The 19,225-nt window shown below is 49.0% G+C and carries 16 protein-coding genes; 7 read left to right on the top strand and 9 right to left on the bottom strand.

What is annotated here, in order from left to right:
• The first annotated feature begins 281 nt into the window (after positions 1-281).
• Genes LOS79_RS19255 through LOS79_RS19230 form a run of 6 tightly spaced genes read left to right on the top strand, consistent with a single transcriptional unit; the run spans position 282 to position 9,021 of the window.
• On the top strand, positions 282-1,010 hold the full coding sequence (locus LOS79_RS19255) for an ABC transporter ATP-binding protein (protein ID WP_315411668.1): 729 nt from the start codon (positions 282-284) through the stop codon (positions 1,008-1,010).
• The gene (locus LOS79_RS19250; protein ID WP_315411667.1) at positions 1,007-1,798 is read left to right on the top strand and encodes a DUF2705 family protein; all 792 of its coding nucleotides are present in this window, start codon (positions 1,007-1,009) and stop codon (positions 1,796-1,798) included. The genes LOS79_RS19255 and LOS79_RS19250 overlap by 4 nt, the downstream gene beginning before the upstream one ends.
• A gap of 11 nt (positions 1,799-1,809) precedes the next feature.
• On the top strand, positions 1,810-2,577 hold the full coding sequence (locus LOS79_RS19245; RefSeq protein WP_315411666.1) for a hypothetical protein: 768 nt from the start codon (positions 1,810-1,812) through the stop codon (positions 2,575-2,577).
• 21 nt (positions 2,578-2,598) lie between these two features.
• Positions 2,599-5,784 (top strand): lantibiotic dehydratase, encoded by a 3,186-nt coding sequence (locus tag LOS79_RS19240; RefSeq protein WP_315411665.1) that lies wholly within the window; start codon positions 2,599-2,601, stop codon positions 5,782-5,784.
• On the top strand, positions 5,781-7,652 hold the full coding sequence (locus LOS79_RS19235; RefSeq protein ID WP_315411664.1) for an ABC transporter ATP-binding protein: 1,872 nt from the start codon (positions 5,781-5,783) through the stop codon (positions 7,650-7,652). The genes LOS79_RS19240 and LOS79_RS19235 overlap by 4 nt, the downstream gene beginning before the upstream one ends.
• Positions 7,645-9,021 carry a lanthionine synthetase C family protein gene (locus tag LOS79_RS19230; RefSeq protein WP_315411663.1) on the top strand — a complete coding sequence of 459 codons (1,377 nt, stop codon included), beginning with the start codon at positions 7,645-7,647 and terminating at the stop codon, positions 9,019-9,021. The genes LOS79_RS19235 and LOS79_RS19230 overlap by 8 nt, the downstream gene beginning before the upstream one ends.
• Positions 9,022-9,101: 80 nt before the next feature.
• Here the strand turns inward: LOS79_RS19230 and LOS79_RS19225 are convergent, their stop codons facing one another.
• The 9 genes from LOS79_RS19225 to LOS79_RS19185 all read right to left on the bottom strand — a co-directional run bounded on the left by LOS79_RS19225 (position 9,102) and on the right by LOS79_RS19185 (position 18,230).
• Positions 9,102-10,511: a nucleoside recognition domain-containing protein gene (locus LOS79_RS19225; RefSeq protein ID WP_315411662.1), complete on the bottom strand. Its 1,410-nt coding sequence runs from the start codon at positions 10,509-10,511 to the stop codon at positions 9,102-9,104.
• A complete protein-coding gene (locus LOS79_RS19220) occupies positions 10,489-11,220 on the bottom strand; it encodes a FeoB small GTPase domain-containing protein (RefSeq protein WP_315411661.1) in 732 nt (243 codons plus the stop codon). Before LOS79_RS19220 ends, LOS79_RS19225 begins: the two co-directional genes overlap by 23 nt.
• Positions 11,217-11,471, bottom strand: coding sequence for a FeoA family protein (locus LOS79_RS19215; protein WP_315411660.1), 255 nt, complete (start codon positions 11,469-11,471; stop codon positions 11,217-11,219). Before LOS79_RS19215 ends, LOS79_RS19220 begins: the two co-directional genes overlap by 4 nt.
• Positions 11,472-11,600: 129 nt before the next feature.
• The gene (locus tag LOS79_RS19210) at positions 11,601-12,698 is read right to left on the bottom strand and encodes a GerAB/ArcD/ProY family transporter (protein WP_315411659.1); all 1,098 of its coding nucleotides are present in this window, start codon (positions 12,696-12,698) and stop codon (positions 11,601-11,603) included.
• A 9-nt stretch (positions 12,699-12,707) separates the two neighbouring features.
• Positions 12,708-12,941, bottom strand: coding sequence for a hypothetical protein (locus LOS79_RS19205; protein WP_315411658.1), 234 nt, complete (start codon positions 12,939-12,941; stop codon positions 12,708-12,710).
• 12 nt (positions 12,942-12,953) lie between these two features.
• Positions 12,954-14,195: a Ger(x)C family spore germination protein gene (locus LOS79_RS19200; protein ID WP_315411657.1), complete on the bottom strand. Its 1,242-nt coding sequence runs from the start codon at positions 14,193-14,195 to the stop codon at positions 12,954-12,956.
• Positions 14,192-15,289 carry a GerAB/ArcD/ProY family transporter gene (locus LOS79_RS19195; protein ID WP_315411656.1) on the bottom strand — a complete coding sequence of 366 codons (1,098 nt, stop codon included), beginning with the start codon at positions 15,287-15,289 and terminating at the stop codon, positions 14,192-14,194. Before LOS79_RS19195 ends, LOS79_RS19200 begins: the two co-directional genes overlap by 4 nt.
• Entirely contained in the window at positions 15,286-16,908 is a 1,623-nt protein-coding gene (locus LOS79_RS19190; protein WP_315411655.1) for a spore germination protein, read from the bottom strand. The genes LOS79_RS19195 and LOS79_RS19190 overlap by 4 nt, the downstream gene beginning before the upstream one ends.
• Before the next feature lie 173 nt (positions 16,909-17,081).
• Positions 17,082-18,230 (bottom strand): phosphodiester glycosidase family protein, encoded by a 1,149-nt coding sequence (locus tag LOS79_RS19185; RefSeq protein ID WP_315411654.1) that lies wholly within the window; start codon positions 18,228-18,230, stop codon positions 17,082-17,084.
• Positions 18,231-18,375: 145 nt separating this feature from the next.
• On the opposite strand from LOS79_RS19185, the gene LOS79_RS19180 reads away from it, so the two are divergent.
• Positions 18,376-18,957 carry a histidine phosphatase family protein gene (locus LOS79_RS19180; protein WP_315411653.1) on the top strand — a complete coding sequence of 194 codons (582 nt, stop codon included), beginning with the start codon at positions 18,376-18,378 and terminating at the stop codon, positions 18,955-18,957.
• Positions 18,958-19,225: the final 268 nt, after the last annotated feature.

Genomic DNA, 19,225 nt, shown 5'->3' with positions numbered 1-19,225 from the left:
GAGAAGGCATAATGGCTAATAATCAATTTGATTTGGATGTACAGGTAACAAAATCGGGTGGCAAAGTTCAGCCCCAATTCACAAGTCTTTCTGGTTGCACTGTAAAATTCACCACTACCTGCACAGATACTTGTGTTACTAAAAACAGCGGCTGTTTCACCAATACGTGTTTCAATCTTTGTTAGTAGAAATTATACCTTGAAATTGTAATGTTCTATGTGACTCGCTCCAGTACATTTGGAGTGAGTCACATAATTTAAACATCAGAGGAGGTCACTCAAATGTCTGATTCCATTGTTAAGGTTGACAAGGTTAGTAAGAAGATGGGGCGTAAAATGATTATTAATGAAACCTCTTTTGTCTTAGAAAAGGGGAAAATCTACGGTTTTATCGGACCTAACGGAGCTGGAAAGACAACTCTGATGCGTATGATAACAGGTTTAATAGAGCCTAGCGGCGGGCAGATTCAGATAGACTCTTTTGATCTGAAGAAGGAACGGTCACAGGCCTTGGCACGAATTGGCGCTATTATCGAATCCCCCGTATTCTTCGACTATATGACCGGAAAGCAAGTCCTCAGGAATCTATCCCGGCTTCATCCTGAAATATCCTCATCGGACAGAGATGCCCATATTAATAAAATACTTAAATCTGTAGGACTGCTGGAACGATGCAATGACCGGGTAAAGACGTACTCCCTTGGTATGAAACAACGTCTGGGTATAGCGCAGGCTCTTCTTGGCAACCCGCAATTACTGTTGCTGGATGAACCTTCCAATGGCCTAGATCCAATGGGAATGCATGAATTAAGAAAAATTATATTTAATTTGCGTGATGAGAAAGGGCTGACCTTTTTAGTATCCAGTCATTTGCTCGATGAGCTGCAGCAGATGTGTGATCAGTTAATTATTTTACGGGAAGGTACGATTATCTGGAATGGTAAAATCGGAGAAATGGTATCTGACGGAAGAAGACTTGAAGAATCTTTTATTGAGTTGATGCAATCATGAAATCGCTAATTTACAGTGAATTTGAAAGACTGTGGACTAGAAAATGGGTATGGCTTGTTTTTCTGGGGATTCCGGTGATAGCTTATTGTTTGGCTAACTATTTTGCTTGGATTAATCATTCTGTTTCGCCTAACAGCATGAATTATACATTCTCAAACAAACTTATGTTTGTCGGTCTGAGAGAACTGCTTCCTATCATTTGTAACTTTGTACTTTTGCCGTTTGTGGCGACCATATTTACTGAGGACTATTATAGCGGAAGAATGCGTCTCCTGTTTATACGTCAATATTCTAAAGGGCAGATTTTTGCAGGGAAAATTATAGTGCTGTATTTGACCATATTATTGCTGCTTCTTTCTTTCGGGATTTGTTTGATGATTATGGGAATTATTAAGCTTCCATCTCAACATTCTGCGCTGATCGCAAGCGATACTTTACAACAGTATGCGCTGGCTTTCGCAACCTTAATCGGATTATCCAGTCTGCTGTCGAGTATAGCTATGTTTAGCAAGAACGTAACATACTCTATAGGCATTGGCTTATCTTATATTATAATTCCATTAATTTTTGAGCGGCTGATTTATGATATTGGAGCCTCGATGCCGCCACTCGTGAATAATGCTATAGCCCTGATCTTCATTCCGCTAATGCAAAAGAACGGGATAGATCATGTGTTGCTAGGCAATAATTTGGTGCTGCTGTTCATCTCCATTATATTAATCATTCATGTTTCTATAGGGACATGGATTGCCTATCGCCGGTTTATTTATGAAGATTATGCACATTAAGGGGTGATGAAATGTTAGGGTTATTAGTTAGTGAAAGGGAACGGGTTTGGAAAAGAAAGCGTGTACTCTTTCTAATAATAGCTTATTTATGTATTGTCGCCATCTATGCCTTCCGTCTTATACAGAAGGGGGAAGGCGTGTATGATTACGGCGAAGGTAGGGCCGTGCTTACTAATTTAAATCTATCATGGTTTGTGCTGCAGGATATGTCATTTATTGTTCAGGCCATTATTGTTCCTATCTTTGCTATAGGCTCATTATGCGATGAAATTACCTCAGGTGCCTACCGGTTCTACATGCTTCGCCCGTTTGGGCGTTTTCAACATTTACTTGTCAAACTCTATGCACAATTAGAAGTGATCTTCATTTTTATTGCGGCTACATATGTCTTATCAACAATTCTGGCGTGGGTATTTTTACCGCATAGCTCATCTGCAGTTTTGTATCATTCCACGACACAGGTTAGCTCTATACAAGCCAATATCTATAGCTTTAAGCTGTTTGGAATACACTTTCTTACCTGCACTTTAATGCTAATGATGAGTAGTGTTATTTGTTTTTTTGTTCCTATATCCGTTATAGCTTTTATCTTGATTCTGTTCCTTCCATTCGTGATTTATTTGATGAATTCAGAATTTCTTATCTTAAATAATCCATTCTCAGTAGTTCTTGATGTCCTGAGCGATACAGGACACAGCGTCTTCTGGTTCTATCTGGGGGGCAGCTTGCTTGTCTTTACTCTTGTAAGTTTCGTTCAATGGAATAGAAAGAGCATTTGAGAACTCATTCAGGAGGGCATCATGTCACAGAAATCGTATCACTATGAAACCCTAGATTTTTTCATGCTGCGTGCGCCATTGCTATCAATAGACCGCTTCAAAGAGTACTTCCCCCGGGAATGTGAGGACCAGGAGAAACTGCGTGAGACCTCGCTGGCGTATCTTATAAGCTTGTCTAAATCACCAGTAATACGGGAAGCAATAGCAGCCTCCAGCCCGAGTCTGCTGGATTCCTTGGCTCATCTTGATAACAGCAGCAATCCGCGAAAACAAAGGCAAGTGATCAAAGGCTTCATGAGATATTTGCTTCGGATGCTAAGTAGACCCACTCCCTTTGGGTTATTTTCGGGTGTAACATACGGAATGTTTGATCAGCGGTCTGCTATGACAATGAATGATACGCCTGCTTACAGAAAACGTGCCCGGCCGGATATGGAATGGTTTCTTAAAATTATTGAGAACATAGAAAGCCAGGAAGAGATCGTGTCTCAGCTTCAAGTACAGCAAAACTCGCTTATTTATCGCCAGGGTGAGAGAGCGAAGATTCCATATACCGCAAAATACGGCACGCTTGATCTGGGGGAAAATAACAGCGTGTCTGTACGTGCTACTATGGCCTTTGAGACTGTTATGAGAGCCTGCGAGCGGCCGGTTCAATACTCCAAGCTGGTACAAACAGTTCATAAGGAGTTCCCGGAAGCCGGTATAGATACAATCAGCCAATACATATGGCAATTATTCAATCAGGAATTCTTAATTTCCGCACTACGGCCTCCTACTACGAATGCAAAGCCGTTAGAATACCTTATTACGGCTTTGCAGGAAGTATCAGGGGTTGAGAAGTTAACTGCTGATTTGTTGTACATACGTGAACAGATTAGAGATTATGAAGAAACGCCAGTAGGCTCAGGAGAAGCAAAGCTCTTGAATTTGTATGAGGAAATGAAGGCTATTGTGGATGTTCCCTCTCTGCTACAGATCGATATGTCTTTTGGAGACCAGGCTATTCGGATTAATCATACAGTCCGTAAAGACATAGAACTGGCTGCTGAACTTCTTATGAGCTTCTCAGCGGAACCGCAGGAAAGTCCGCATCTGAGAGAATACTGCGATGATTTTCTGGAAAAATATGGTCCTCACCGTGAGATTCCATTGCTGGAGCTGCTGGATGAGGAGCTCGGATTGGGTGCGCCGGCGACATACCGCTACCCCCAAAGCAGAAGAAACATTAAAAGCCCGGCTGCGCCCCTTACCTCCAGACGGGAGCAATGCATGGTTAAATGGCTTCTTTCCAGTCTCCATAAAGAAGAACAGGAAATTGTCCTGGATGAAGTAATGATTCAAGAATTAATTGGAAGTGAAAGTAAAGATACGCGCCCATTTCTGCCTTCTATGGAACTGTTCTTCTCCATTCTGGCCGAAGATGAAAAGGCTGTTGATAATGGGGATTACACGCTTGTTCTGGGTCCCTATGCAGGCTCACATGGTGCAGGAATGACTTTCGGAAGGTTTATTGATATTCTTGGAGATCCATTTAAGGATTTATTCAAAGTAATCAATCAAAAGGAGGAACAGATTGTTCCGGATAAATTAATTACGGAGATTTCTTATCTCCCGAGTGCCGGCCGGGTGACTAACGTTGTACTTACTGAGAATTTCAGAAACTACGAGATGGCAATGGGAACCAATCAGATTATTCCTGAGGAAAAGCAGGTTAAACCTAATGATTTGGTCGTGGGTGTAAGGGACGGATATTTTTATGTGAAATCTCTTAAGTATAACCAAGAAATAATGGCGACAGCTAACCACATGCTTAATATAAATGAGTCGCCCAATGTATATCGCTTCCTGCGGGAAGTGAATCAGCAGGGATACAGGAGATGGAGAAGGCTGGACTGGGGAATACTGGACGTTTCTCCATTTACTCCGCGTATCCGATACAAGAATATTATTTTATCTCACGCAACGTGGAACCTGAGATTACCACAAGAAATAATTGATCTAGGCAACAAAGCCGATTGTAAGCCGCTGGTAGAAGATTTTCTTGCAGAATGGAAAGTTCCCCGTTATGCCTATATGATTCATTTTGACAATAGAATAATGCTTGATCTACATAACCCCTTACATATTGAAGAGGTCTGCAAGGACTTGATTACTAACCATGAAGTAACGTTTATTGAACACTTTGGTGAATTTAACGGACACCCGGTTCATCGTGAAGACGGCCGGTTAATTGCAGAATTTGTCTTCCCTCTTGTAAAGCGGTATTCAGATCATGACGCGAATAAAGAATCAGCTCTAATGACTACTGGTTCAAGAGAGAATGTCCTGTTGCCAATTACAGAGAAATCGCAGCGGATTTTCCTGCCTGGAGATACATGGTTTTATGCCAAGCTTTACGGTATTGATAGCCGGCAGGATGAATTTCTTGCCAGACACTGGCAGGCATTTTCTCAAGGCTGTAATGAAATAGGCGCTGTGGAGCATGCCTATTTTATAAGGTATTCAGATCCGGAACAACATATCAGGGCCAGGTTTTTTACCGGATCTACAGAAAAAACGGGGAAATTCATGCCGCTTTTCTACGAGTGGACAGCTGCTTTACTCCAGGATGGAATGATATCTAAAGTTGTAGTGGATACTTATGAGCCTGAATTGGAGCGTTACGGCGGACCGCAGTTAATGCCACTGGCAGAAGTAGTCTTCTCAGCAGATAGTGAGGTTTCTGCAGAGCTTATCCGGTTAATGCGCTTTAATCAGATTGAACTCAGCCAGGAGGTTGTTGCGGTAATAAGTGTCGTCGAGATCCTGCGGCAATTCGGCTATAGCCATGCAGAAATACTGGCTTTGTTTAATCGTCACTTTGATGTGAAGGAGTATCTGAACGAGTTCCGTCAGGCACGGACGCTGCTTATGCAGCTGCTAGGCGCAGACTCCTCAGTATCCTTGCCCGACTGTCCTGATGGAGCAACCGTGTATAACATTTTGGAATTGCGGACAGCTGCTCTAAGAGATTATGCTGCTGAATTCATGAAACAGGAAACCGGGGGCACATTGTTCAACTCCAAAGAGGATGTGCTGTTAAGCATCATTCATATGCATTTAAACCGGCTGTTAGGAATTGATCGTAATCAGGAAAGAAAGATAATGATTATGACCCGGCATGCCGTAAATAGTCTGGTTCAATACCGGAGGAAAAAAGGATGACACAGCACGAAAGGGGAAACGGGGGGAATACTTATGAAGTGGTTCATTCCGTAACTCAGGGAATTGAATTAATTAAACTTATGTTTAGGGTCAGTAAACGGTACACCATAATGAGTATGACTCTATATATGGTACAAGGCTTTATGCCGGTAATTGTCTTGCTGTCAACGCAAAACCTGCTGAATAGTGTTTCTTTAGCTTGGCAATCTGATAAGACATGGATGCTGTGGCAGTTTTTAATATTTTTTTTCGTATTTGCAATGAAGAACATTATAGATTCTGTTCAGCAATATGTTGAAGGCAACTTTCAGCATTTTGTATCTCAATCTCTAAATATAATGATTTGTGACAAGTCAACTACTCTTGGACTTCAGGATTATGAAAATCCGGCTGTTTCTGATCAACTTAAGCGCGCTCAACAAGAAGCCGGAACCCGTCCTTATCAGATGTTATCCCTGATCATGAGCCTGGCTTCAAGTCTTATTACAGTTACCTCTTCAGCGGTGCTGCTGATGGTCTGGAAATGGTGGATTCTTCTTGTCCTCATAGTTACTTCATTTATTTCAATATATTCTATAGTGAAAATAAATCGTGAGCAATTTCAGATTGATATGGGGCGTACGCCGCTAATACGGCAATCTTGGTATATTACATATCTGCTAACTAACGAAAGTACGTTTAAAGAAATTAAAATTTATCGGCTTGGTTCCTTTTTGCTAGAAAAATACCGTGTCTTGATGCAGGGCTTCTTTAATACCGACCGGCGTATGTTAAAAAAACGAACCTGGGTTACGCTTGTTTATGACTTCTTGGAGCTTGTGGTCCTTATGTGCTTAATTGGTGTTGCCTTACAGGAGGCATATTCCAGACAGATTCTTATAGGCAGCTTATTTGGTTATATTCAAGCGGTTATTCTTGCGCAAAGCCAGATGAAGATGATTGTACAGGGCGGAGTTCAATTTGCTCAGAACAACCTTTATCTGGAGCAGTTATTTCTTTTTCTGGCAAGAGATACTTCTGATCCTGCCGAGCTGCAACTACAACAAACGGACTCGTCCTTAAACGAATTGAATATTCAAGAAATCATCTTTGATGACGTTACTTTTCGCTACCCCGGCAAATTGTATGATGCAGTGAAGAATGTATCGCTGACCTTGCAAAGAGGAAAGACAGTTGCACTGGTAGGGAAAAACGGATCCGGGAAATCAACCTTGATAAAACTGCTCATGCAATTATATGGAGGGTATAGCGGTTCTATAAAGGTCAACGGACAGGATATCTCCGAGTTAAACATTAAGAGATTTCAAGAACAAATAAGTGTGGTTTTCCAGGATTTTGTTCAATATGAGATGACGGCAAGACATAATATTGGATTTGGTTCGCTTGATTTATTGGAGAATGATGCAGAAATCATGCGTGCAGCAAAATATGCAGCGATAGATCAGATTATAGAGCAACTGCCTGAGGGCTTGGATACACAGTTAGGGAGATGGTTTGATGACGGTTTCCAGCTATCCGGAGGACAATGGCAACGTGTAGCAATTGCCCGTGCAGTCGTACGTAGTGCTGATGTTTATATTCTGGATGAGCCCAGCTCTTCCCTGGATCCGTTATCGGAGCGGGATTTGTTCTTGCTGTTCCGTGATCTGATGAAAGAACGTATCGGCATCTTTGTAACTCACAGGTTTGGTTCTGCACAATTAGCAGATCTGATTCTAGTTATGGATAATGGCTGCATTATTGAAGAAGGGACGCATGCTGAACTGATGGCACTAGGCGGAGTTTACGAAGAAATGTATCGTGTTCAGGCGGACTCGTTCAAAACTGCCGAAGAAGCCTTGGAAGGGGTTGGGGTCCATAATGGATAAGGAACTCGATAAAACAATATGGCGGCCGATTACGGGGCCTCTGCGCGAACGAGCGTTGCAGGTTCTTCTGGAAATTGCCGAGCGGTATAAAGAGCCGGAGAAGGTACGGGCACTCATGCAACAAGTTCCTGCAGAAGAACTGGATGGAATAAGCTACGAACGCTGGAGAGACCTCAGCTTGGCAAGTGGCTTTCCAGGCATATGCTTATTGATGGGGCAGCTTGATCAGCTGTATCCGGATGGAGGCTGGGATCTTGTGGGTCATCAATATCTCGGGCTGGTCCGGCAGACAATTGAGGCGGAAGGGGTATATAATCTGTCTCTGTTTAATGGATTAGCTGGTGTGCTGCTGGCTGTGCAGGCTTTGTCACGGGGACGTACACGGTACTCTGGCATGATTAATAATCTTGCTGATTTGTTTGAGGAAAGAATTCCCTATGTTTTGTCGGAGATACGGGTCCACTGGAAAGCCGGGGTGGTAAGAATGGGTGATTATGATGTGATTCAGGGGCTGTCCGGTATAGGCCGTGTCGCCTTATTATTCAGTGAACGCCCTCTAATGAGAAGTGCCCTGGAAAGTATTGTTGAGTTATTTCATTTATACTGTGGGGAAAAACATATTAACGGATATACCGTTCCTGCTTGGCATGTATCATCTGAGAACCAGTTTCTTGCAGAAGAGTCAAGCCGTTATCCGAATGGGAATTTTAATTTAGGACTATCCCATGGGGTAAGCGGTCCTCTGGCTTTTCTCAGTATTTCGTATTCAAAGGGCATAATGAATGATGCTGTCACAGCTGACATCTATAAGTTAGCAGAGTTTCTGTGTAAGTGTGCTATTCAGGATGAGAACGGAATAGTGTTTCCGGGCCGTGTTTCCTTTGAAGAATGGGTCAAGGAGGATTTGCCGTCCGTCGGAATTGATAACCGGGATTCATGGTGTTATGGTGCCCCGGGTATTGCCAGGTCCTTATGGCTGGCCGGCAAAGCGCTTAATAATGATAAATGGTTAGAGACAGGTAAGCGGGCCTACTCTACGATTGCAAATCGCGAACCAGTAAGTGTGAAATCCAACTTGGGAATCTTATGTCACGGATCCAGCGGTTTGATACATCTGCTTCAAAGAATGTATTCAGAGACTGGCGACAATAGCCTGCTCACTCTCCGTGACAAGCATCTTGAAGAATTATTGTATTTATATGAACCCGAATCACTATTCGGGTACTATGATGATAGCTTGCGTGAAGGTACTCTTACTAGAGTAGATGAAGCCGGATTTCTAACCGGGGCCTCAGGTGTTGCTCTAGTGCTGGCTTCTTTGCTTGGCGAGCAGAATCCGGAGTGGGACCTTGCTCTTATGCTGCAATGAAACTGAACTCACGATTATAAACTTTGCCTATCTCGTGGCATAGCCATCACCCGGCCGGGCAGCCGGGTGAAATATTCCCGTCACACCCAGCCGAACAGCCGGGCGGCCGAGGCCACTGCGAAGGTGACGGCGATGGCGATGCCGAGCGGAATGACGGCCGAGAGCACTGCCCACTTCATGCTTTTGGTCTCCTTGTAGATATTCACCAGTGTGGTGCCGCAAGGATAGTGAAGCAGGGAGAACAGCATCATATTCAGCGCAGTCAGCCAGGTCCAGCCGTGGCTCAGGAAGATGTCCTTGATGCTCCCGAGGCCTTCAATATCCACCATGGCCCCTGAGGACATATAGCCCATGAGCAGAATCGGCAGCACGATTTCATTGGCCGGCAGCCCGAGGATGAAGGCCATAATAATGAAGCCGTCCATGCCGAGCAGCTGGGCGAAGGGATCGAAGAAGGCGGCCATATGATTCAGTACACTCTCTCCGCCGACCATGACATTGCCGAGAATCCAGGTAAGGATGCCGGCTGGTGCAGCGACGATGATGGCACGCGTCAGCACATTCAGGGACTTCTCTTTGGAGGACCGGACGATAGTCTTCCAGATTTGCGGACGGCGGTAAGGCGGAAGCTCCAGTGTATAGTGGGTGGGCACACCGCGCAGCGCTGTCTTCGACATCACCCAGGATACAGTCAGTGTAACCGTAATACCGACAAGCACGATGCCCATCAGCACCAGGGCGGTGGAGAAGGTGCGGAGCATTCCGGTAGTGGCAGCACCGACCATAAACATGGATGAGAGCAGAATAAGAGTCGGCCAGCGGCCGTTGCAAGGAACGAAGTTATTGGTCAGAATCGCCAGCATCCGTTCGCGGGGCGATTCGATAATGCGGGTAGAGAGAATGGCTGCAGCGTTGCAGCCGAAGCCCATCGACATCGTCAGGGCTTGTTTGCCGTGTCCGCCGGATTTCTTGAACAAGCGGTCCATATTAAAAGCCACCCGGGGCAGATATCCGAAATTCTCCAGCAGCGCGAACACCGGGAAGAAAATCATCATCGGCGGCAGCATGACACTAATGACCCATGAGGTTCCGCGGTACAGGCCAAGCACCAGCACGCCATGCAGCCAGGCCGGAGCGTGAACGGCTTCGAAGCCGGCGGTCAGATAGCCTTCAATCCAGCCGAACAGCGAGGCCAGCCAGCTTGAAGGGTAATTGGCTCCGGCAATCGTTATCCAGAAGACGAGGCCAAGACCGGCGAGCATGATGGGAAAACCCCAAAGCTTAGAGGTAACGATATTATCCAGCTTAAAAGTGCTGTCCAGCTTTTTCTTATCTTGATAAGTAACGGCATCGCTGCAGATGCTCGCGGATACACCATAAATTCCGCTGACAATCTCATCGCGGATGGAGCCTTTGTCGGCCAGATTCTTCGCGGCTGTAAGCAGAGAATCCATAGCATCATGGCCCTTAATGGCATGCGGTGATTCCATGATGGGCAACCTCCTTATTTACGGGAATATCCTTGCGGGCCATATGGGCTTTAATGGAGCTGAGCAGGCTGTGATCACCGTCCAGCAGGCGCAGGGCGATCCAGCGTGCGGGATACATTGATCCGACGGTCTGCTCAACCGCAGGGAGCAGCTCTGCTATACCTTGCTCAATCGATTCGTTATAAGTAATCTTCAGCGGTGCTGCCGTGAATCCGCGGGTAGCCACACGCTCCACCTGATCCAGCAGTTCTGTAATGCCGATGTGATTACGGGCGGAGATCGCTGTAACCGGTACACCGAGACGCTTAGATATCTTCTTTAGATTAATATCAATTCCAAGCCGCCGGGCTTCATCAATCAGATTAATGCAGACTACAGCCCGCCCGGTAATCTCCAGCACCTGCAGGGCAAGATTGAGATTACGTTCCAGTGAAGTGGCATCCAGAACTACAAGCGTAACATCCGGCTGCTCAAAAATAATATAATCCCGCGCAGCCTCTTCATCGGCAGAATTGGAATAGAGTGAGTAGGTACCGGGCAGATCGACGGCCAGGTAAGTGTGATCCTTGTGGGTGAATTTGCCTTCAGCGGTGACTACAGTTTTGCCTGCCCAGTTGCCGGTATGCTGGCGCATGCCGGTGAGCAGGTTGAACAGCGTGCTTTTTCCAGTGTTGGGGTTGCCTGCGAAGGCGACAGTATATTGGCTCATCCTTCATCGCCTCCGATTAATTCTCCATAGATTAATGAACTCTCTTCCCGGCGCAGGGCGATTGTTGTATTGCTTACCCGAAATGCTGCCGGATCTCCAAGCGGACTGCGCCGCAGCACTTCCACCGCATTTCCGGCTACAAATCCGAGATCGAGTAATCTTCTCCGCAGTACACCCTGAACTTCAATGCTGCAGATGCGCAGCGTGCTGCCGTTCACAGCTTCGGATAATGGAATAATGCCTCCGGCCATAGGATCTCCTTCTTTCGGGTCAAATGTGCACTGGGCTCAGAATATTGCTCCTTACCACAATATTAGTATACGTAAATCAATTTGTCCCTGCAACAAAAAAGTTTCCCTTAAGAAACATTTGATTCCAGATCAGGAGGAAGGGCGTTTGAACCGGCTGCGTATCAGAATGGAGAGCGTCAGCAGCAGCGGAATTGCGACCTGGAACAGCGGATCAAGCTTAAGGCTCGGCCCCAGGCCGACGGCAATATGCTGTGTATAATCCCGCTCCAGAAACGAAGCGCTGAAGATGACTGCGCCTACCGGAAAGACCCACCATCTGGCCGGTTTGCCGGTCAGCTCACTTACTGCTTTTACCGAACAGAAGAAGAAGAGCATCATTTTGACCAGCAGCCCCAGAAAGAGCTGGACCGTCACCAGAATATCGAGCCGTTCCACGAATTTAAGGTTCGACAGCGTCCGGACAGTTTTGAGAAAAGGCAGCTGGCTGATGCCGGCAATCGTCGGGCCGAGCACCGCCACATTAAGGGCATTCATGAAGATCAGGAACAGGCTGATCAGCAGATAGGCGTTCACTGTATATTTTACAGGCACACCGGGCTTCTCCCATAAGGACCACAGCATCAGAAAAACAATCATCTGGCCGAAGGGAAAAGAGACGATATCCGGCAGCGCTGCCTTGATAACAGGCATCAGCCCGTCCCCCATCACCGGCGCAAGGTGCCGGAAATCAATCGAGCCCATAATTCCAAGCAGCAGAACAAGCACGAAATAGAAGAAGAGCATCACCGGCAGTAATACCTCCGGCAGGCGGAAGACGACCTCGGCTCCCTTCCAGATCGCATAAAGGGCCAGCAGAATGAAGACCAGCATCGTGACGAACATCGGGGTTTTGGGAAGCAGCGTCATGGCTGTAAGCTCGCCGAGGTCCCGGACATTGCGCATAGACTGATAAGCGAAATAAATAACATAGACTCCTCCTATGGAGGTGCCGGCGATTTTGCCGAAATGGAAGATCAGCATCCCCATCAGGTCCTTGTCCGGGCAGCGGTGCTGAATCCACATCAGAAGAAGGAGCAGGAGGAAGCCCGCAGCTGAGCCTGTACACATCGCCAGCCAGGAATCCTGCTTCGCTTTGCCGCCGAGCAGGAACAGCGGGGTGCTGCCGATTTCAAACAGCATTATCATGAATGCGATTTGCAGAGACGACACCTGTTCTTTGTTGGGCATGATCTGTAATCAGCCTCCTAACCAATTGATGATAGCTCTGCCTGCAGGCTGGAAATATGCCGTGTACAAGATGCTAAGGGAAATATGCGGCGTTCTTGTAATCCCGCAAATGTTGATATATGCGCAGTAGGCCAGAATACACCCGTACCACAGCCGGTGCAGCTGGCGGCCTTGGCCGCGCAGCTTCGTCCAGCCCCATAAGTAAGCAAGAACGTAGAGCGCAAGAGTGACAGCGATCTTCATGGGCAAGCTCCTTTACTCCTGCTGGACGGACTTGAATGATTTGTTGCTGAGGCCGGTCCGCTCAATCTGGAACGAGACATGCGGCCGGATTTCTATCTCCTGGAAGACACTCTCCCAGCTCTTCTCCTTCTCTATCTGCTTCCAGCGCTTGCGGTCACTGCGGTGAATTCTCACGGCAAAGCCCGTAACGTCAGCCCCCAGCTTTTTGACCTCTGACCATGAGGCATTTACCAGCTCCAGCACCTGCTGCTCAAGTGAGTCCTCCATTTCGGTAATGGCAGCGCGGTCATTGAGATCCATGACACTGCCGAGCTCTGACAGAATCCCGCTGCCCTTGATATCCACATCCATAATGTAATGATCCTTGGTCCAGACCGGGCGTACGGTCGTGGTTGAGTTCTGGAGAACAAATGAAGCATCCAGCTTATCGCTGGTCTGCGGCCGGGAAGCGAAGGCGATTGTAGCCGTCTTGATGTTGTCTGTCAGAAAAGATAACCCGAACGCCTGCCTCTGGTTCAGCCAGCCGGCAAACTTCTCTCCCTTGATTACGCCCAGCCTGCCCAGAGCCAGCCGGGAAGGGAGATCGGTAATGCCGGTCTCGCTGGTCTCATCCATAATCTCAGGTCCGGTCAGCAGAATCTCCGGCAGGGTAGCTGCACCGGATTCAGAGGACAGAGCCATAGCCAGCTCAAACAGGCGTGTTCCGGGATAGTAGGAGAGCAGCCTAGACTCCTGCTCGATCATCAGCTGAATCCCGGCGCCTTGATTCTTGGTCATTTGCATCAGCTGATCCAGAATATCTCCGGCATCACCCTTTGCGATAAATACATAGACCGTCTCCCGGGCGTCCTGCTTGCGCAGGAACATATCAAGCAGCTGGTTAATGCCATGCTTAGCTAAGCTTTCTCCGATAACGGTAATCCGGGAGTGGGAGAAGAACATTTCGCGGGTACTGGTCAGATTGGTCCGTTCTATTGCTTCCATAATGGTATTCCCTTTTACCGTAAAAGTGAGGAATGGCGGAGAACTGGTACTGCCGCCCCCGCTGCCGCCCATTCCGCTTGCCCCGGATGAAGGGTTTATGACCTGATAGGTAGCCTTCCATTGGTTATTCTCCCAGTCATACGCTGAACCGGAGGTGATTCCGAGCTCATTCAGCTCACGGTCATCCCAGCAGCCGGAGAGCAGCGCGGACAGCAGCGGAAGGCAAAGTGCAAGGCAGAACACTTGCCGCAGATGTATTCTTGTATTCATGTTCCCGCTCCTTTCCGCTTGGCTTTCCGGACCCGGTTCAGCAGAACCGCTCCCAGCGGAACAAGCACATTGAACAGAAGGAATACCAGATAACGGCCTTCCTTGTTGTACAGATTGAGCTTGACCGAGCTCTGCCAGGAGAAGAGGCATTCCAGTGCAATCAGCAGACCCAGCGCCCCGATGAAGGGCCGGCTGCTGCTGACCCGGAAGGTCTGCTTGAAGCACTCGACTGTGACGAACAGGAAGATGGAGACTTTGAGATAAATCGACAGTACCCAGTAAGCAATGAAGAGGCTGTCCAGCTTTTCTATAAATCGTCCAATGCGGATAATGCTGACGGTAGAGAAGCCCGGATAAGCGCTCAGCTTGATGAAATCCGGGCCAAAAACCATTAAGGCTATGATCAGGGAGAACATCATCAGTACCGAAACGAAAATAAGACCGGCCCAGCCGATAATCCGTGCCCGCTGCGGATACTGCAGATAAGGGGCGAGGAACAGCAGCACGGCCACCTCGCTCATCCAGGTGGCCGGTGTCAGGCTGGCCAGGGTGATTTCAGCCAGGGTGTGATCGAACATCGGCAGTAAATAATGCACATTGAGATCACTGAACAAGCCGAACAGATACAGTGGAAGAAAGACGAAATACAGCAGAATGACCAGGGTGTTCACTCTGGCAATAGACTCCAGGCCTTGCCTGACCATGTAGATCGTAATCAGCAGAATCAGCACCACCAATACAGTTACCGGTGTGTCAATTAACACATTATCTTTGATGAAGTTAACGAATTCTCGCAGAATCGTTGCCGTTGTATCCAGATAGAACTGCAGCATGAACAGGCCGAGAATAACGGCTACTACCGGAGAGGTCTTCTCCCGGACCCAGTCCAGAAAAGGAGCACCGTTACTGTTCCGGATTACAGTTCCGACAATCGCGGCGACAAGCAGCCCGGCTGCTGTTGACATAAAGATCGCCAGCGGTGCATCCTGCTCCGAGTAATTGGTGATGATGACGGGCAGGACGATGGTAGCCGTAGGCAGAATCGTATTGACAATCAGCAGGGATGCCTGGGTGGTGCCGATTTTTCCGTTCAAAGGGGATCCTCCTTCCGCGGCTGTGGCTGGTCTGCCTGCTGCTGGGATGCTGTTTCAACCGGCTGTGGCTTCTGGTTCGCTCCTTGTCTGCGTGTTTCTTTGCCGAGATCGGTCTTGGGCCGCATATTCATAGTCCATAGGGGAACGCGGATGAAGACATCCTTCAGATAACGCGGAATCATCGGCGCTACGGGAGACAGGTAAGGCACTCCGAACGAGCGAAGGCCCGCTACATGAATCAGCAGCACCATCAGGAAGGACATGATACCGAACAAGCCGAGTGTGGAAGCGATGAACATCATGACGAAGCGGATCAGCCGGATCGAGTTGGCGATAGCCAGTGACGGAATCACGAAGTTCGAGATCGCGGTAAAAGAAACGACAATAACCATCGCAGCCGAGACCAGGCCTGCCTGTACAGCGGCCTGCCCCAGCACCAGTGCTCCGACAATGGAAATTGCCGGACCGATGGTGCGCGGCATGCGCACCCCGGCCTCGCGCAGCACATCGAAGGTAAGCTCCATGAGCAGCGCCTCTGCAAGTGCCGGCAGCGGCACCCCTTCGCGCTGGGCAGCCAGGCTGATCAGCAGCGTAGTCGGCAGCATTTCCTGGTGGAAGGTCGTCACGGCAATATAGAGCGCAGGCAGCAGCATAGATACGAAGAAAGCGCCGTAACGGATCAGCCGCAGAAAGGAGGAGATATCATACCGCTGATAGTAATCCTCACTGGACTGGAAAAAGTTAAAGAAGGTAGACGGCGCCAGCAGGGCGAAAGGGGTGCCGTCAATAATAATTCCGACCTGGCCCTCCAGAATACCGCCGGCCATCGCATCGGGGCGCTCCGTATTCTGGATCGTAGGGAACGGGGTCAGCCCGCCGTCCTGGATGAATTCTTCAATATAATTACTCTCCAGAATACTGTCTGTATTAATAGCGTCCAGCCGGCGGCGGATTTCGGCCAGCACCTGCTCGCTGGCGATCCCTGCCAGATAGACAAGCGCAATCCCGGTCTGCGTCCGCTGGCCGATCTTGTACTCCTCAATCCGCAGATCCGTCGTCTTCAGCCGGCGGCGCAGCATGGAGGTGCCTGTGCGCAGGCTTTCCGTGAAGCCTTCTTTGGGTCCGCGGATGACTCCCTGTGAGGTGGGTTCATTGATGCTGCGCTTCTCCCAGCCGGAGGTATCTGCAGCCAGCGCGGTCTGAATGCCGTCGAACAGAATCAGCGTGTAGCCTTCGAAGAGCAGCGGCAGCAGGGCTTCGAGCGTCTTTCCTTCGCTGACGCCACCAACCGGCAGCATCTGGTCCTTGATCAGGGCATAGGCAGCTGCAGGGGGGAGTTCCTGGCTCTTCAGGGGGACACTCTCCATCAGAGGCTGCAGTACGGTCTGGTTGACGGAATCCGCATTTACAAGACCGTCAACATATATAAACGCCAGAGAGAGCGGGTTTAGCGGTTCATTGGTGAAGGTACGGATTACGATGTCCGAGCTGTTCCCGGTCCGCCGCTTTATCTCCTGCAGATTATTCTCCAGGGATAGCTGCAGGGGCAGCGGTGCAGGGACGGATGTCTCTACAGGGTCCCGGGTCTTCTTCTGCCCTTTCTGCTGATGCTGAGGCATGCTAGAGGCCCCTTTCTGCTGAATTCTGGATTACTTTCCGGTATTATCCCCCGTGTAAGGATTCCTTATTCTGCCTGAGCTGTGAACAGGATGGGCATATCACAAAAAGGCATTTCCCCATCCGGACGGACGGGAGAAATGCCTTCAGGCGGCTTCAGAGCAGCCGGGTGGTTTTATTGGGTCTGGACCACCAACGCATTGCTGATCAGGCGGCCTGGTGTGGTCAGATACTTGCCGTTATAATACAGGCCGCTTGAAGCGCCGCCATCCAGATTCATAGCCTGGTAGGCCCCGGCCTGCTTCATAATTTCCGCCAGCTGGGGAATGGTCGCCCCGCCGGAGGTCAGCAGGATCAGCTTATGATCGCGGGTCAGGCCCAGTGCGCTGCGGGAGCCGCCGCCGGTCAGGATTTTGGGATCCCTGAAGCCTTCAGCCGCCACATTCAGGGAGACCTTGCCATTCACCAGCAGCCGCGGGCCGGCCTGAATCGCCCCCTGAACAGTACCTGCATCGAAGCGTGCCTTGAAGTCGCTTCCCGGAATCAGTTCAGCCAAAGAATTGCTGTCAAAGGCAAATACAGTCCGCTTGTCCCCGGGGCTGTTCTTCAGCATCTTACCGCCGCTGATTATGTAGCCGTAAGGAGCGTAATAGCTGCCTTTGGTATAAGCATCGAAGAAGGTGCCGTTAATTGCAGCCTTCGCGTTGCTGCGCTTCGCAATGCTGGCGAGTGCCTCTGTCTTGCCGACGGTATTACCGGCCAGGACGGCGTCCAGCTTCACTGAAGGGTGAAGCAGGGATACGGTAACTGTCTGTACGCTGAAGGAGCGTCCGCCAACCTTATAGGTATGACTCCCGCTGACAACAGCTGGCGCTGTACTCTTAATCAAGGTGCCGTTCTGTACGGGTAAGGTAGCTGTTTCCCCGCCGCTTGTGAGCGTAAGAGAGCCGCCATCTTTGTTCCACTGGAGCTGAATGCCGAGCGTCTGGCTGATCAGGGACAGCGGAAGATAAGTCATGCCATTCTCGCTCAGGGGCGGTTCGCCCGAACTGACAGGCTGGCCGTTGACAGATGCTCCGGCCTTGCCTGGAGTGAATGTAACAGAAGAGCCGTCACGGGTAACCTCGATCGGACCCCCGGCTGCCGTTATAACAGCCTGGATACCGGCGAAACCGTTCAGAAACCGGAGCGGAATGAAGGAATGATTCTCCTTGTCCACATAGACGGCAAGCTTGGGTGGTGCTGCTGCAGCACCGGCATGGAGTGATGGGAGCAGGGCGAAGAGCAGGCAGAAAGCGGTGAAGAGGGCGGGAATTTTTTTCATAGTCAGAGAATCTCCTTAGTAAGATGTGGAAGCACTTGAAGTACTATCATAATAATGGGCATTGCTGACCGTCAATGGGGCATGCGTCCTAGATGAGGTTAGTTTATAATAGAACCACATATGAATTTGACAAAGGCGGGTAGCGATGAGAACAAGGATAGGCTTGATCCGGCATGGCAGCACACTCTGGAACAAGGAAGGCCGGGTACAGGGCCACACGGATAATCCGCTGGATGAAGAGGGGCTCCGGCAGGCAGCCGTGCTTGCGGAGCGCCTTAGTAAAGAAACGTGGGATTATATCTATTCAAGTGATATGCTGCGGGCCAGACAGACGGCAGAGGTCATTGCAGCAAGGCTGGGCCTGACGCTGGCCGGGCTGATTCCGGGCATACGGGAAATGAACGGCGGTTTAATAGAAGGGACTACAGAGGACGAACGGATTGCGCGTTTCGGCAGCGGATGGAAGACGATGGATATGCAGCTGGAGAGCCGGGAGCTGGCGCAGGAGCGGGGTGTCAAGGCCATCGAGGAGCTGGCTGGCCGCCATCCCGGCAGCAATGTGCTTGTGGTCAGCCATGGTGCAATTCTGCGCAGTACACTTATGGGCCTGATCCCGGCGCTTGATGTCAGCATAATGCTGAAGAATACCTCTGTTACCTGTATCCTCAAGGAGCATGGCGGATGGACCTGTGAATTGTATAATGCGGCCGAGCATTTGCAGGAATAACGTTTACTTCTGTCAAGGTGCCCCGGTAGCCGCATGACGGCAACCGGGGCACTTTTTAGTTATGCTGAAATTTTTGGTTGAGGGGGAAAGAGGGGAAATACCTTGATTGTGCCGGAAATAGGCTGATGGAGCGGGCGGATTCATCTCAGAATAGCAGCTGCGGGAAGCCATTCCCACCTGTCCCAGAACATTCCATCTCAAATCATGCCGCTTCTGCCGATAATAAAGTTAGTAACTTATAATAAGACCGGAATCAGGAACGGCAATC

This window comes from Paenibacillus sp. MMS20-IR301, from assembly GCF_032302195.1.
GTDB lineage: Bacteria > Bacillota > Bacilli > Paenibacillales > Paenibacillaceae > Paenibacillus_AQ.
The sequence above is the reverse complement of the archived record's forward strand: the minus strand, read 5'-3'. Positions and strand labels throughout refer to the sequence as shown.

Excerpts from the sequence above, each read along its gene's own strand:
- LOS79_RS19255 (WP_315411668.1), top strand. The coding sequence starts at position 282 with ATGTCTGATTCCATTGTTAAGGTTGACAAGGTTAGTAAGAAGATGGGG.
- LOS79_RS19250 (WP_315411667.1), top strand. The coding sequence starts at position 1,007 with ATGAAATCGCTAATTTACAGTGAATTTGAAAGACTGTGGACTAGAAAA.
- LOS79_RS19245 (WP_315411666.1), top strand. The coding sequence starts at position 1,810 with ATGTTAGGGTTATTAGTTAGTGAAAGGGAACGGGTTTGGAAAAGAAAG.
- LOS79_RS19240 (WP_315411665.1), top strand. The coding sequence starts at position 2,599 with ATGTCACAGAAATCGTATCACTATGAAACCCTAGATTTTTTCATGCTG.
- LOS79_RS19235 (WP_315411664.1), top strand. The coding sequence starts at position 5,781 with ATGACACAGCACGAAAGGGGAAACGGGGGGAATACTTATGAAGTGGTT.
- LOS79_RS19230 (WP_315411663.1), top strand. The coding sequence starts at position 7,645 with ATGGATAAGGAACTCGATAAAACAATATGGCGGCCGATTACGGGGCCT.
- LOS79_RS19225 (WP_315411662.1), bottom strand. The coding sequence starts at position 10,511 with ATGGAATCACCGCATGCCATTAAGGGCCATGATGCTATGGATTCTCTG.
- LOS79_RS19220 (WP_315411661.1), bottom strand. The coding sequence starts at position 11,220 with ATGAGCCAATATACTGTCGCCTTCGCAGGCAACCCCAACACTGGAAAA.
- LOS79_RS19215 (WP_315411660.1), bottom strand. The coding sequence starts at position 11,471 with ATGGCCGGAGGCATTATTCCATTATCCGAAGCTGTGAACGGCAGCACG.
- LOS79_RS19210 (WP_315411659.1), bottom strand. The coding sequence starts at position 12,698 with ATGCCCAACAAAGAACAGGTGTCGTCTCTGCAAATCGCATTCATGATA.
- LOS79_RS19205 (WP_315411658.1), bottom strand. The coding sequence starts at position 12,941 with ATGAAGATCGCTGTCACTCTTGCGCTCTACGTTCTTGCTTACTTATGG.
- LOS79_RS19200 (WP_315411657.1), bottom strand. The coding sequence starts at position 14,195 with ATGAATACAAGAATACATCTGCGGCAAGTGTTCTGCCTTGCACTTTGC.
- LOS79_RS19190 (WP_315411655.1), bottom strand. The coding sequence starts at position 16,908 with ATGCCTCAGCATCAGCAGAAAGGGCAGAAGAAGACCCGGGACCCTGTA.
- LOS79_RS19185 (WP_315411654.1), bottom strand. The coding sequence starts at position 18,230 with ATGAAAAAAATTCCCGCCCTCTTCACCGCTTTCTGCCTGCTCTTCGCC.
- LOS79_RS19180 (WP_315411653.1), top strand. The coding sequence starts at position 18,376 with ATGAGAACAAGGATAGGCTTGATCCGGCATGGCAGCACACTCTGGAAC.